Origin of the sequence: Streptomyces sp. NPDC007346, assembly GCF_040703535.1 — a bacterium.
Lineage (GTDB): Bacteria > Actinomycetota > Actinomycetes > Streptomycetales > Streptomycetaceae > Streptomyces.
On the sequence record NZ_JBEYKR010000170.1, the window covers coordinates 1 to 13,936 of the forward strand.

At 76.5% G+C, this 13,936-nt stretch carries 11 protein-coding genes and 1 pseudogene; 11 read left to right on the forward strand and 1 reads right to left on the reverse strand.

Going from position 1 to position 13,936, the window contains the following annotated elements; translation table 11 throughout:
• Nucleotides 1-72: 72 nt before the first annotated feature.
• Nucleotides 73-1,338, reverse strand: coding sequence for a hypothetical protein (locus tag AB0917_RS30005; RefSeq protein WP_366822818.1), 1,266 nt, complete (start codon nucleotides 1,336-1,338; stop codon nucleotides 73-75).
• Between the two features lie 174 nt (nucleotides 1,339-1,512).
• Between AB0917_RS30005 and AB0917_RS30010 the strand changes: the two genes are divergently transcribed.
• The 11 genes and pseudogenes from AB0917_RS30010 to AB0917_RS30060 form a co-directional block, all read left to right on the forward strand.
• The gene (locus AB0917_RS30010) at nucleotides 1,513-2,502 is read left to right on the forward strand and encodes an ABC transporter substrate-binding protein (protein ID WP_366822819.1); all 990 of its coding nucleotides are present in this window, start codon (nucleotides 1,513-1,515) and stop codon (nucleotides 2,500-2,502) included.
• 101 nt (nucleotides 2,503-2,603) lie between these two features.
• Nucleotides 2,604-3,638: pseudogene (locus tag AB0917_RS30015) on the forward strand (iron ABC transporter permease); the annotation flags it as partial.
• A gap of 69 nt (nucleotides 3,639-3,707) precedes the next feature.
• Nucleotides 3,708-4,763, forward strand: a complete 1,056-nt coding sequence (locus AB0917_RS30020; RefSeq protein WP_366822828.1) for an iron ABC transporter permease — start codon at nucleotides 3,708-3,710, stop codon at nucleotides 4,761-4,763.
• Between the two features lie 17 nt (nucleotides 4,764-4,780).
• Complete coding sequence (locus AB0917_RS30025; RefSeq protein ID WP_366822820.1) at nucleotides 4,781-5,746, forward strand: ABC transporter ATP-binding protein; 966 nt, start codon at nucleotides 4,781-4,783, stop codon at nucleotides 5,744-5,746.
• A gap of 65 nt (nucleotides 5,747-5,811) precedes the next feature.
• The gene (amiA, locus tag AB0917_RS30030) at nucleotides 5,812-5,946 is read left to right on the forward strand and encodes a streptamidine family RiPP (protein WP_015613003.1); all 135 of its coding nucleotides are present in this window, start codon (nucleotides 5,812-5,814) and stop codon (nucleotides 5,944-5,946) included.
• 125 nt (nucleotides 5,947-6,071) lie between these two features.
• Nucleotides 6,072-6,914, forward strand: a complete 843-nt coding sequence (locus AB0917_RS30035; RefSeq protein WP_366822821.1) for a hypothetical protein — start codon at nucleotides 6,072-6,074, stop codon at nucleotides 6,912-6,914.
• On the forward strand, nucleotides 6,911-8,446 hold the full coding sequence (locus AB0917_RS30040) for a CocE/NonD family hydrolase (protein WP_366822822.1): 1,536 nt from the start codon (nucleotides 6,911-6,913) through the stop codon (nucleotides 8,444-8,446). The genes AB0917_RS30035 and AB0917_RS30040 overlap by 4 nt, the downstream gene beginning before the upstream one ends.
• Nucleotides 8,443-9,810, forward strand: coding sequence for a YcaO-like family protein (locus AB0917_RS30045; protein WP_366822823.1), 1,368 nt, complete (start codon nucleotides 8,443-8,445; stop codon nucleotides 9,808-9,810). The genes AB0917_RS30040 and AB0917_RS30045 overlap by 4 nt, the downstream gene beginning before the upstream one ends.
• A 14-nt stretch (nucleotides 9,811-9,824) precedes the next feature.
• On the forward strand, nucleotides 9,825-11,321 hold the full coding sequence (locus tag AB0917_RS30050) for a nitroreductase (RefSeq protein WP_366822824.1): 1,497 nt from the start codon (nucleotides 9,825-9,827) through the stop codon (nucleotides 11,319-11,321).
• Nucleotides 11,318-13,063: an ABC transporter ATP-binding protein gene (locus AB0917_RS30055; RefSeq protein ID WP_366822825.1), complete on the forward strand. Its 1,746-nt coding sequence runs from the start codon at nucleotides 11,318-11,320 to the stop codon at nucleotides 13,061-13,063. Before AB0917_RS30050 ends, AB0917_RS30055 begins: the two co-directional genes overlap by 4 nt.
• Nucleotides 13,060-13,936: ABC transporter transmembrane domain-containing protein (locus tag AB0917_RS30060; protein WP_366822826.1), on the forward strand; the 877-nt coding region annotated here is incomplete at its 3' end. The genes AB0917_RS30055 and AB0917_RS30060, both read left to right, overlap by 4 nt.

The window sequence follows — 13,936 nt, forward strand, 5'->3', positions numbered from 1 at the left end:
GTGGCGCGGCGTGATCGCCGCCCCGCCACCCGCCCTTCTGTCAGGTGCCTCCGCTGGGGTGGCCGGTCACCGTCACCGGCCCACCGGGTCGGCGTGCGCGCCGTCGCCGGGCGTGATCAGGGCGAGGTGGCCGCCGTCGTCGAGCGGGGTGGGGAGGGTCAGGGTGGTGACCGGCTCCGCCCGGTCGGCGTCGACGACATGGACCTCGCCGTGGCCGCCGCGGCTGACCGCGACCAGGCCGGCGCCCGGGGAGGCGGCCACCGCCCGCCGCTGGACGCCGTCCCACGGCGTCCCGCCACGCCGTGGCGCACCGGACATCGCGGGGAGCGGCAGGCGGGCGGTGATGTGCGGCCGGGTTCCGGGACCGGTCGGCGCGGTGAGCAGGATCAGCTCGTCGCCGTCCGGGTGGACGCGCGAGTACGCGATGTGCCGGGCGGTCACGGCGAGTCGGAAGACCAGTCCGGGTCCCAGCTCCAGCCTCCCCGTGGTGCCCGTGTCGATCCGGTGCCACCAGGCGTCGTTGGTCCACTCCGGCCACTGCCCGGGTGCGGTGGGCCCGCCGCGTACGCACGACCAGAGGGTGCGCCGTACGGGGTCGAGCCGCAGGTAGTAGCCCCGGCCTCCCGTGCGTCCGTCGGCGGCCCACGGCAGGGGCGGCTGAGGCGTGATCCCCTCGCCGTCGTGCCGGACGCGGTGCACGCCCGAGCCCGCCGCGGCGAACACCCGCCCGGTGACCGGGTCGTGGGCGTCCCCGTGGCCGTCCCCGTCCGGCAGGCCGATGCGCTGGACGGGCTCCACCGGCGGGCACGAAGGCGGCGCGGCCATCAGGTCGCGGTGGCGGTGGACCAGGAGTTCGCCGGGCTCCCGGTGGCGCAGCACCACCAGCGGTGACGGCCCGCCGAGGACCGTCACCCCCGGCTCACCGGTGCGCCCCCGTACGCGTACGGCGACGGCGCCGTCCGGTGCGTCGAGGTCGACGGCGCTCAGGAGCCCGGTCCAGGCCTCCTCGTTGCGCCCGAGGCCGGTGGTCACGGCGAGGCGCCGGCCGTCCGGAGCGGCCGCCAGGTGTTCGGCGGGCACGGCCACCGGTACCCGACGCCGGACCAGGGGCCGGCCGGCGCCGGGGCCGTAGGGGTCGAGGACCAGCAGCTCGCCCGCCCGGTCGTCCACGCAGGCGACCAGGTCGTCCGGGAGGGCGAGGAACCCCGCGTGCTCGGCGAGGTGCCGGTGGTGGAGTACGGCCCGCTCGTCGCCGTCCGGGAGGTCCAACAGGCTGATGCGCCCGGCGACTTGGTCGGCGACCAGGAGGAGGGGTGGCAGATGGGGAGAGTGGGGCACGGGGGCTCCTGAGGGGCGTTGTCGAGGTGGATGCGTGCGGCAGGGGAGAGACCGGCACTTTATTGGAAATGATAATCATGTGTAAGGTTCCGGTCTGTGGTGGGGATGGCTCCCGGGGCCCCGCCGTCGCACCTGCCTCCTCCCCGGGGCCGTACAGAATGTGAGAGACAGCCGATGCCACGAACCGCGCTGAGGGTCCGCCGCTGGGCCGCGATCGCCGTACTGGGGGGGCTGCTGGCCGGCTGCGGCACCTCCGGCGGCGGATCGGAGGAGGCCGTCGAACCGGCGGCCGGGGCCGGGAGCGGAACCAGGACCAGTACCGAGGTGCGGCCCATCGAGGCCGCGACCCGGATCACCGACGCCAAGGGCGTCACGGTCACCCTGGCCGAGCCCCCGCAGAAGATCGTCTGTCTGGTGGCCCTCTGCGACGACATCCTCGTCGAGCTGGGCATGGTGCCCGCCGCCACCAACTCCGCGGTGCTCGCGCACCCCGGGTTCCTGGGCAAGGAGAAGGCGGCGGAGGTCCCCGTCGTGCCCGGCGGCTTCCTCAGCCCCGAGGTCGAGGCGATCCTCTCCCACCGGCCCGACCTGGTGATCGGCCTGGAGGACACCCACGGCAAGCTCGCCCCCGCGCTGAAGGGCGCCACCACCTTCTGGCCCGTCCAGCCCGGCTCCTGGCAGGACAGCGTCGGCTACCTCCGGGACCTGGCCGCGCTCACCGGCCGTACGGCACAGGGGGAGAAGGCGGAGAAGGCGTTCCGCACCAAGCTGGCCGGGGCCGAGAAGGCCAGGAGCGACAGGACCGCGCTGATCATCTTCGGCAGCGACGAGAACTTCGGCGTGGCCACCCCGGAGACCGACGTGGCGGCCGGACTCCTCCCGAAGATCGCCCACTACCCCTGGAAGAGCAGGGGAGTCGACGGCTCCTACAGCCTGGAGGAGATCCTCGCCCGGGACGTCGACGTCCTGTTCGTGGAGACGCTCTCCTTCGGCGCCCCGGACGGCAGGCTCTCCGACAAGCTCGCCAGGAACCCGCTCTGGTCGCGGATCCCGGCGGTGAAGAACGGTAAGGTCATCGAGGTCGACTCCGAGGTCTGGGCCAAGGGGCGCGGCACCCGGTCCCTGGGCGTCGTCCTCGACGAGGCGACGGCCGCACTGCGGTGACCCGGCGTACTGCTGGGACCGCTCGCACCACGGTGAACAGCCGTACTGCGGCGACCCGTTGCCTCGCTGCGGTCGGACGCACCGGGGCCGGGCGGCTGCCCGTGGCGCCGGTCTGCCTCACGGTGGCGGCGGTGCTGAGTGCGGTGTGCGCCCTCAGCCTCGGTACGCCGTACGTCCCGCCCGGCCGGCTCCTCGCCACGTTGGGGGCCGATGGCCTCGCCGGGCTCGTCGTCACCGAACTCCGGCTGCCCCGCATGGTGTTGGCGCTGGTCGCCGGTGGCTGCCTGGGCGCAGCGGGCCTGGTCCTCCAGGAGGCCCTGCGCAACCCGCTCGCCGTCCCGGAGATGCTCGGCGTCTCCTCCGGGGCCGCCCTGGGCGTGGCGGCACCGCTGGTGCTCGCCCTCTCGGTACCGCTCGGGCTCCAGCCCTTCCTGGCCCTGGCCGGGGCCGCGTTCGGCGGGCTGCTCACGCTGGTCGCCGCCGGGTTCGGGCGCAGCCCGTCGTCCGTGCTGCTGACCGGGGCCGCCGTCGCCGCGGCGCTCCAGGCCGGGCTGCTGGTGCTCATGGTGATGGCCGACCAGCTCGACCTTCAGCTCATCTACCGCTATCTGCTGGGCAGTCTGTCCGCCCGCACCTGGGACGACGTCACCGGACTGCTGCCCTGGCTCGCCGTCGCGATGCCGGCGCTCGTGCTCTGTGTGCCGGTGCTCGGTGTGCTGCGGCTGGGGGACGACGACGCCCGTGCCCTCGGCGTACGCGTCGAACGCGCGCGGGTCGCCGCGCTGGCCATCGCCGTCGTCCTGATCGCGCCCGTCGTGGCGGTCTGCGGGCCGGTGGCCTGGGTTGGCTTCCTCGCGCCCCACCTCGCCCGGCGGCTGCGGCCGGACGGCGGGGCCGCGGGCTGGCTCCTCCGGTCCGCCCTGTGCGGGGCGGTGGTGGTGCTCTGCGCCGACCAGCCCGCACGGCTGGCGCTCGCCCCGGTCGAGACGCCCGTCGGCGCGTGGACGGCCCTGGTCGGTGTGCCGGTGGGGGTGGTGCTGCTGAAGCGGGGGAGGCGGGCGGCGAAAGGGCGGGGCTCCGGCCGGGCCGCCCTGCCGGTTCAGAGCGGCCCGGCGGACGGACCCCTCGGGGACCGTCCGGTGGGCGAGCCCCTCGGAGAACGTGCGGCGGGCGAGCCCGCCCCCCGTCCTGCGGAAGGCGGAACGATGAGCGCCCTGGGAACCGCGCCCGGCCCGCCCCGGCGGGCATGGCGCTCACCGGCCGTCAGGATGGGCGCCCTGGGGGTGCTCGTCGCCGCCGTGGCCTGCGCGGACCTGTTCGCGGGGCGGGGCGTCACGGGCGAGGGCGTACGGGCCGTGCTCCTCGGCGGCGGCGACCCGATGGCCGAACACATCGTCCGCCAACTCCGGCTGCCCCGCCTGTTGGTGGCGCTGGTCGCCGGAGCGAGCCTCGGGGTCGCCGGGCTCGTCCTCCAGTCGGCCCTGCGCAATCCGCTGGCCGGACCCGAGGTCACCGGGGTCACCCCCGGCGCGGTCCTCGGCGCGGTCGCCACCACGGGCCTCGGCCTGGCCGGCTGGGACTCCCCGACGGCGGTCGTCGTGGCGGCCTGCCTCGGCGGCTTCGCGGGGGCGGGGCTGCTGTGGCTGCTCGTGGGGCGGGAGAAGGGGGACCCCGAGCAGACCGCCGTCCACGGCGTGCTGGTGTCGGCGGTCCTGGCCGGCCTCACCGCCGTCGTACTCCTGGTGGCGCCGGGCGAACTCGGCAGCGTCGTCCAGTGGTTGATCGGCTCCACCGAGGGCCGGGTCTGGCAGCACTGGCACCTGCTGTGGCCGTGGGCGGCGGTGTGGGGCACGGCCGCGTGGCTGCTCGCCGCGCCGCTGACCCTGCTGCGCTGCGGCGACGAACAGGCCTCGGCCGCGGGGCTGGACGCCGGGCGGGGGCGGGGGGCCGCGCTCGTGTGTGCGGTCGCCCTGACGGCCGGAGCCGTCTCCGCCGTGGGGGCGCTCGGCTTCGTCGGCCTGCTGGTGCCGCATCTGGCGCTGGCCGTCTTCGGGGCCGACCTGCGCCTGGCCCTTCCCGGCGCCGCGCTGATCGGCGCGGTCGTGGTGTGCGGGGCGGACGCGGCGGCCCAACTGCTCTCCCGGCTGCTGGTGGTGGCGCTCGACGCGGACCGGCTGACCCTGCCGGTCGGAGCGCTGACCACCTTCGTCGGGGCCGGGCTGCTGCTGGTCGTGGCACGGCGACGGACGGACGAACGGTGACGGACAGGAGGCCGGGCATGGCAGGTACGAGAGATGTCACGACGGACGGGAAGCACGGCATGCCGGAGGTACCGGACAGGAAGCGCGGCATGCCGGAAGTGCCGGACGGGGAACGCGGCACGGCAGAGGTGCCGGAAGAGGAGAGCCGCAGGGCGGGAGCACCGGACGCGGTCCGGGCGGAACGGCTCAGCTTCGGCTATCCGGGGCGCGAGGTGCTGCGCGGGGTCGACCTGAGCATCGGCGCGGGCGAACTCGTCGCCCTCATCGGCCTGAACGGCTGCGGCAAGAGCACCCTCCTCAAGCTCGCCGCCGGGCTGCTCACCCCGAGCGCGGGCCGGGTCCTGCTCGACGGGGACGACGCGGCGCGCCTGCCCAGACGGGCCGCCGCCCGCCGCGTGGCCCTGCTCCACCAGTCGGCACCGGCCGTGCCGGCGCTGACCGTACGGCAACTGGTGCGGCAGGGGCGTTACGCCACCCGGGGGCCGCTCGGGATGCTGCGGGAAGGCGACGACCCCGTGACCGCTCGGGCGCTCGCCGATGTCGGCGTCACCGGCTGGGCCGACCGCCCGGTGGACGCCCTGTCGGGCGGCGAGCGCCAACGGGTCCGGCTGGCCATGGCGTTGGCCCAGGACGCCCCGCTCCTCTTCCTGGACGAGCCCACCACCTATCTGGATCTGCGGCACCAACTGGAGGTGCTCCAGACCGTTGTACGGCTGCGCGCGGAGCGCCGGCTGACGGTCGTGATGGTCCTGCACGACCTCAACCACGCGGCGCGGTTCGCCGAGCGGATCGTCGCGCTGCGCGAGGGGCGCGTCGCCGCCGACGGCCCTCCCGGCGAGGTGGTCACGGAGCGGCTGCTGGCCGAAGTCCTCGGTGTACGGGGGCGGGTGGGGATCGATGCCGAGGGCGGGTGGCCCGTCTGTTACCCAGATCACCCTCTCGACTCGCCCCAGCTATTGCGGAATGAAAATCATATTCATTAGTGTCTGTGGTGCGGCAAAGAACGGCGTCGCAACCATCCAACCGATCCGAATGGAGGCTTCAACTCATGGAGCACAACAAGGTGTTCAGCCCGATCGCCGACCAGGGCCAGCTCGCCCACCTCTCCGCCACCCACTCGAACGCCCTCGTCGAGAACCCCTTCGACGACGCGGTCGAGGCCGACACCGCGGACGAGAAGTAGGCGGCACCTGCCGCTGAGGCAGGCTCCCGCTCCTCGCGTGGCGGGCCCGTCCGGGCAACCCCCGGACGGGCCCGTCCCGTTCGCACCACCCGCTCACTTCCGTACCACGCCCCTCGGAGGCCCCCGTGAACCGCAGTCGACTCGCCCCCGGCGCCGGGATCGTCACCGCACCCGGCGGCCGGCCCGTACTCCGTACCCCCGAAGGGGAGTTCCTGCGCGTCGACACCGGCCGCGTCGGCACCGCTGAGCTGATCGACCGGCTGACAGCGGGGGAGGGGGGGCGTGCGGACTCCACCGAACTCGGCCGTCTGGTCGCGGCGTTCGAGGAGGCCGGGCACGCGGTGACCGCCCCGGTCCGCCCACCGCTCGCCGGGCGGACCGTCCACCTCCTGGGCGACCGCGTACTCACCGCACCGCTCTCCCGGTACGCCACGGCGGAAGGGGCCGAGGTCCGCGCCGCCACCGCCGACGACCTGGCCGGACTCGCGGGGCGGCGGGACACCGCCGTGGTCTGGTGCCTCGACTCGCCCGTACCCGCCGGGCTCTGGGACGCCGCCGACCGGCTGCCCGCCCGGCACACCGCCTGGCTGCGCTGCCACCGCGAGGGCGCCCACACCTGGATCGAACCCCTCGCCTCGGCCCCCGGGGACGTCACCGCCGCCCACATACGCCTGCGCAGGCTCGCGGCCACCGCCGCCCACCACGAACTCGCCGCCTACTGGGCCGGCCACCGCACCCCCGACACCGGGCCGCACCCCACCGAGGCGTCCGCCGCCCTGATCGCGGCCCTGCTCACCGCCGACCTGATCGCCTGGGCGACCGGCGCACCGCCCCGGGGCGCGGCTCTCCCCGCCCGCCGCCGACTGCGCCGCATTGACCTGCGCGACCTGACCGTCACCGAGCACCCCGTACTCCCGGTACCGGAGGTCGCCCCGCTGCCTGCCCCCACCGCGAGGGTGCGCACGTGAACACCGCGACCGTGCACATTCCCGCCCCCGACGGCACCCCGCTCGCCACCGACCTCTGCCTGCCGGACGCGCCGGGCCCCCACCCCGCCGTGGTGATCCGCACCCCCTACGGCCGTACCGCCCACCGCGCCGAGCTGCGCGGCTGGGCGGCCCACGGATTCGCCGCCCTGGCCCAGGACGTACGCGGCCGGCACGGCTCGCCCGGGGCCTGGCACCCCTACCGCGACCACGAGGAGAGCGACGGCGCCGCGACCGTGGCCTGGGCGCGCGAGCAGACGTGGAGCGGCGGCCGGGTGGTCGTCGCCGGCTCCTCCTACGCCGCGCACTGCGCCCTGGTCACCGCGCTCGGCGCCCCCGGCGACGGCCGGCCGGACGCCGTCATCGCCGCCGTCCCCGCCCTCGGCCTCGCCGACACCGCCCGCGAACCCGCGGGGCCCGAACGGCTCCGGGCCCGCGCCGGCTGGTGGGCCGCGCACGGCGACCGCCCCGACTCCGCCCCCGACGCGCTGGCCCACGCCCTCGCCGCCGACCCCCGGCTGCTGGAACACCTCCCCGTCACCCGGCTGGCCGACCGCCTGGGCCGCGCCCTGCCCTCCTGGCCCGGACTCTGGGACGACTGCCCGCGCGGCCGGACCGTCCTACGGGGCTCCGCCTGCCGCCTCCCTCTCCTCGCCGTGGGCGGCACCCGCGACCCCTTCGCCGAGGACACCGTGGCGCTGTGGCGCGGCTGGGGCGGGCCCGCCCGGCTGCTGCTCGGACCGTGGAGCCACCGCCTCACCGCGGACCGGTCCGAGAGCGCAGCCGATCGCCTCAACCTCGGTGCGCTGTACGTACGGTGGGCCCGCGCCGCCCTCGCCGGGCGGCTGGAGCCCGAGCGGCGCGGGGTCATCACCCTGGGCGGCAGCGGCCGTTGGCACCAGGTGAGCCAGGAGGGCCCACGCGGCCGGGGGGAGGACTCGACGCGGACCGCGGCATGGCCCTTCGACGCTCCCGCCGGCCTACGGCTGCTGCACGGAGCCGAGTTCACCGCCGACCCGGCCCGGCCGGTGCGCTCCGACGACCTGGCCGTTCCGTCCGGCACGGCCCCCGCCGACCGCTGCCTCCTCCTCTCCCCGCCCCTGCCCCGCCCGCTCGACCTGGCCGGCCCCGCCACCGCCCGCATCCACGCCACCGCCGACACCCCCGCCGCCGACTGGGCCGTACGCCTCACCGCACTCGACCCGGCCGGCCGCGCGGACCCGCTCGCGTTCGGCATCGTCCGGCGCACCGACCCGCCGGGGCAGGCCGCGGAGTTCACCGTGCCGCTCGGCACCCTGGGCCGCCGGCTGCCCGCCGGGACCCGGCTGCGCGCGGAGATCGCCGGACACCACTTCCCGGCCCACGCCCGCAACCCGCACACCGGCGAGAACCCGGTGACCGCCACCCGCCTCGCCCCCTCCCGCAGAGCCGTCACGGCCCGGGGGAGCGCCCTGCACCTGACCGTCGTCGCCCGGCGTCGATACGTCGAGCCCGTACCGGAGATATGCCGTTGACCAGCACCCTGCCCATCGAATCCCTGGTCGACCCCGTCTGCGGGGTGATCCGCGGCGTCGAGCCCGTCGAGCACCCCACCGGAGCGCCGCCCCGCTACACCGCGATGACCGCCGAGGTCGCCGACGCCCGACGCCTCGGCGCCTGGCCGGCCGACCGGGTCTCGCTGGGCACCACCTTCGGCGACCCCGAGGGCGCCCGGATCGCCGCCGTCGCCGAGGCCGTGGAACGCTACTGCGGCAACCGCGTCCCGCCGCCCGGCCACCCCGGGGCGCCCCGCAGGGCCACGGCCGCCGAGCTGGAGGCGGAGGGCCTGCGGCTGTACGGGCCCGGGGCACTGCCCTCGTACGCCCCCTGGCAGTACGAGCGCCCCCGCTTCCCGTACGCCGAACTCACCCCCGGCACCCCGGCGCTGTGGACACCGGGCACCGAGAACGGGGAGCCCTGCTGGGCGCCCGTCGCCCTCACCCACCTCAACTGGCGTCAGGGCGACCTGCGTTCACTGCCACGCACCCACCACCTCAACTACGCGGGCATCGCCACAGGCCAGGGCTTCGACGACGCCGTCGAGCGAGGACTGCTCGAAGTCGTCGAGCGCGACGCCCTGGAGCTGTGGTGGCACCTGGACGGGCCCACCCGGGGCATCGACCCGGCGAGCGTCCCCGGCCTCACCGAGGACCTGGCCGGCGCCGAACTGGACGTCCACATCGTGGAGATGCCCTCCGAGTTCGCCCCGTGCGTGGCCGCCCTGGTCCACGACCCCCGGCGGGGTATCCACGCCGCCGGGTTCGCCTGCCGGTACGATCCGGCGGAGGCGGCCCGCAAGGCGGTGCTGGAGGCCGTGCACACCTGGGTGTTCACGCAGGGCGCGGTGGACGCCGACGGCTGGGTCCACCGGTCCGTGGAAGCCGGCCTCTTCGCACGCGGCCTCTACCTGGACCACCGGGCCGACCGGCGCTACCTCGACGACTGCGGCCCGCAGTTCGCCGCCGTACGCGACCTCGGCGCCCATGTGCAGGTCTGGCTCGACGACCGGATGGCCCCGCTGGCCCGGCGCTTCACCGAACCCGCCGGAGGAACCGTCCCCGTCACCGAGGTCGCCCCCGGCAGCCGGTCCGCCCTGGACGCGGCGCTCACCGCAGGCGGCCACCGCGTGATCACCGTGGACCTCACGACCGAGGACATCGCCGAAACCGCCCTGCGCGTCGCCCGCGTCCTGGTCTCCGGCCTGATCCCCAACGCCCCCGCCGCCTTCGGCTACTTCGGCTGCCCGCGCCTCGCCGAGGCCGCGCTCGGCCGGGGCTGGCGCACCCGGCCCCCCACCGGCCCGGCGGACTTCACCCTCGCACCGCCGCCGCACATGTGAAGGAGAACGCCCCCATGACCCCAGCTCCTTCGGCGGCTTCCGGGCTTCTGACCCGCGCCCTCGCCGAGGCCAGGGCGGTCCGCGCGCCGCTCACGGTCCCGTACGTGCCGGAGCGTCCCTTCCCCTGGGGCGGCCCGGCACTCCCCCTGGCCGGGAGCGGGGCCGGGTTCGAGGCCGGGGCCGGGACCGCGGCCGGTGGAGCGGTGGATCTGGAACGCGTCCTGCGGCTCTCGCTCGCCGTGCCCCACGGCACGGCGGCGGCCGGCCGGCTGCGGCCCGTCGCCTCGGCGGGCGCGCTCCATCCCGTACGGGCGCACCTGCTCGTCGGCCCCGGCTGCTCGCTGCCGCCCGGCCGGTACGCCTACGACCCGCACACCCACCGAGCCCACCCGCGCGGCCGGGCCCCCGCCGACGCGCCCCCGGGAGCCGTCGTCGTGCTCACCGCCACCGCCGCCCGCACCGTCGCGCACTACGGGCACCGCGCCTGGCCGCTGCTCCTGCTGGACACCGGCCATGCCGCGGCCGCCCTGGCGCTCGCCGCGGCCCCCGAGGACGTTCGGGTCTCCCTCGACGTGGACGGCGCCGAGCTCTCGGCGGCGGCGGGGCTGCCTCGCCCGGCCGAGTGGCACAGGTGCCGGCCCGGGACCGAGCCCGAACTCCCGCTCGCAGCCCTCTGGTTGCCATCCGCACGCACCCACGTCACGGATCCGGTGGCCGCCTGGGCGGTGCGGCCCCGTGCCGCCGCCCCGGTGCCGCAGCCGGCTCACGGGACCGCCCCGCCCAGCGAACTCGCCGCCGCCCGGCACACGTTGGACCAACTGGCGACAGCCCCGGCCCGTACCGGTTCCACCTGGCACCCGGCCCGCCGCCCCGTCCCGGTGACGGACGAGACCCTCCGTACGCGAAGGAGCGCGGCCCCCTCCGACCTGGCACACCCGCCCGCCCCGCACCTGCTCGCCCGTGTCCTGGCCACCGCCGAGAACGCCCGGCCGGACGGTCCCGCGTGGGCTGCGGCGGCCGGAGGCGACGCCCCGGGGCTCGTCACGACCGCCGGGACCCTCGCCTCCGGCGACGCGCGCCCGACCCTCGCCCGCTGGGCGGCGGGCCAGCGGTGGATCGGCACAGCCGGCGCGGTGCTGGTCGCCCACGGCTGCCCGGCCGACGCCCCACCGGCCCTGATCCGCGGCAGCCACCTCGCCGCCGGTTACGCCGCCGGCGTCGCCCAGGCCCACGCCACCGCACTCGGACTCCGCTCGCGTCCCATCGGCTCCTGGCAGCAGGCCGACCTCGGCGCCGCGCTCGGTGATCCCGCCGGACGCGACTGGATCGTCCACGGCCTGGCCCTCGCCGGAACCCCGGAGCACCTGGAGCATCCGGAACACCGGGAACACCGGAAGCACCCGGACAACCCGGCACTCCCCGAACAGGGCGGGCCACCCGGCCCCCCACCCCTCGCGCCCAGCGCACCACCGGCCCCACCGACCCCGTCGGGCAAGGAAGAACGCCCATGATGCTCCACCCCGAACTCCTGCGCGCCGCCCGGACCGCCCGCCGCCCCCTCGGCTGCGCCACCGCGCTCCTCGCCGCGCTCACCCTCACCCACCTCACCCAGGCCGTACTGCTCGCCGTCGTCCTCGCCCGGATCGCCCACGGCGACATATCCGGCCTCCCGCCGCTGCTCCTGGCGGTGCTCGCCGTCGTCCTCGTCCGCGCCGCGCTCGGCCGAGCCCAGCGGCTGACCGCCGTCACGGCGGGCGCCGCCGTCCGGATCCGGCTCCGTGACACCCTGCTGGCCCGCCTCGGTGAACTCGGGCCCACCGCGATCACCGGTGCGCGGGCCGGAGCCGTACGCGCCACGCTCGTGGACGGCGTCGAAGGGGTGGACGCCTACGTCTCCCGCTACCTGCCCCAGGCGCTCATCACCGCCGCCGTCCCGCCGCTGCTGCTCCTGGCCGTCGCGCTCATCGAGCCCTACGCCGCCCTCGCCCTCGGTCTCGCCCTGCTGCTCGCGCTGTTCGGCCCGCGCTGGTGGGACCGGCTGCTCGCCCGGCGGGGCAAGGAGCACTGGGACTCCTACGAAGCCCTCGCCGCCGACTACCTGGAGGCTCTCCAGGGCATGGCCACCCTGCGCGCGGCCGGTGCCGTGGGCCGCGTACGGGACCGGCTGGAGAAGCGGTCGGCGGCGCTCCACCGGGCGACCGTCGCCAAACTGCGGGTCTCACTCGTCGACACCGGCCTCACCGACCTCGCCGTCCAGGGCGGCACCGTGGCCGCTGTCCTGGTGGCATGCTCCTCGGCTGCCACCGGACACACCGCCACCACCGGCACCTACCTCCTGCTCATGCTCGCCTCCGAGTGCTTCCGCCCCGTCCGCGACCTCTCCCGCGAATGGCACGCGGGCTACCTCGGCGTCTCGGCCGCCGAGGGGATTGCCGCGCTGCGCACCGCCGAACCCGCCGTCGCGGACCGGGGCACGGTGGACGCGCACTGGCACACCGCCACCGCCCCCGAAATCCGTTTCACGGACGTCCACTTCACCCACCCGTCCAGCGAGCGACCCGCCCTGGACGGCATCACCTTCACCGCACCCGCCGGGCACACCACGGCGATCGTCGGACCCTCCGGCGCCGGGAAGTCGACCCTGCTGAGCCTGCTGCTGCGCCAGCGCGACCCCGACAGCGGCCGCGTCACGATCGCCGGGACCGACACCGCCGCGTACACCCTCGCCTCGCTGCGCCGGGGCATCGCCGTCGTCTCCCAGGAGACCTACCTCTTCCACGCCACGATCGCCGAGAACCTGCGCATCGCCCGCCCCGCCGCCACCGACGCACACCTGCGCGCCGCCGCCCGCGCGGCCGGCATCCACCAGGAGATCACCGCCTTCCCCCAGGGGTACGACACCCTCGTCGGCGAACGCGGCGCCACGCTCTCCGGCGGCCAGCGCCAGCGGCTCGCCCTGGCCCGCGCCCTTCTGGCCGACACGCCGGTCCTGGTCCTGGACGAGGCCACCAGCGCGGTCGACGAGCGCGGCGAGGCCCGGATCGTACGGGAGCTGCTCGCGGCGAGCCGGGGCCGCACCTGCCTCGTCGTCGCCCACCGGCTCGACGCCGTACGCCACGCCGACCACATCGTCGTCCTGGACGGCGGGCGCATCGAGGCGTCCGGCGACCACAGCGGACTGCTGGCGGGCGGTGGCGTGTACGCCTCGCTCGTCGCGGCGGGCCGGACCACCCAGGAGGAGCACGCCGCATGACCCCGCCCGAGCCCGCACCCGGCCCGACCTCCCACCACCCCCAGGACACCGGCGCCCTGCGCTCCCTCCTCCCCGTCCTCGGCGCCCACCGCGCCACCGTCCTGCGCACCTGCCTCGCCGCCCTCGTCGATCAGGCGGCCCTCGTCGCCCTGGTCACCCTCGCCGCCCACACCGTCGGTACGGCGGTGATCGAACACCGGCCGCCGTCGGCCGCCACCGTGGCCGTCCTCATCGGGCTCGTCCTGCTCAGGGCGCTCGCCACCTGGCGCGAGATGGACCTCTCGCACGACCTCGCCTACCGGGTCCTGGCCGAACTGCGCGTCCGGGTCTTCGACGGGCTCGCCCGCTCCGCCCCCGCCCGGATCGCGGGGCGCCGCAGCGGGGACCTCGCCGCGACCGCGCTCGGCGATGTGGAGGCGCTGGAGTTCTTCTACGCCCACGCCATCGCCCAACTCCTCGCCTCCGGCGTCGTCTTCGCGGTGGCCGCCACCGTGCTGGGCCTCCTCGGCCCGTGGCTGCTGCTCGCCGTCGTGCCCGCGGCCCTCCTGCTCCTGTGGTCGCCCCTGCTGGAGGCGCGGGGGCGGGCCGTGCGCGGGGCGCGGACCCGGGCCGAGCTCGCGGGAGTCTCCGCGGAGAGCGTGGAGGCCGTCGACGGCCTGCGTGAGCTGCTGATGGCGGGCGCCCTGAACCGCACCCGGGCCCGGCTGAGGTCAGGCGGCCGGCGCCTGGCCCGCGCCCAGCGCGCCGAACAGTCCTGGGAGACGGGTGCGGGCGCGGCCCGCGATCTGCTCGTCGTCGCCGCCGTGATCGGGGTGGTCGCGGCCGCCGCCCACGCGGCGGGCGAGGGGCGGCTCGCCGGGGCCTGGGCCCCGG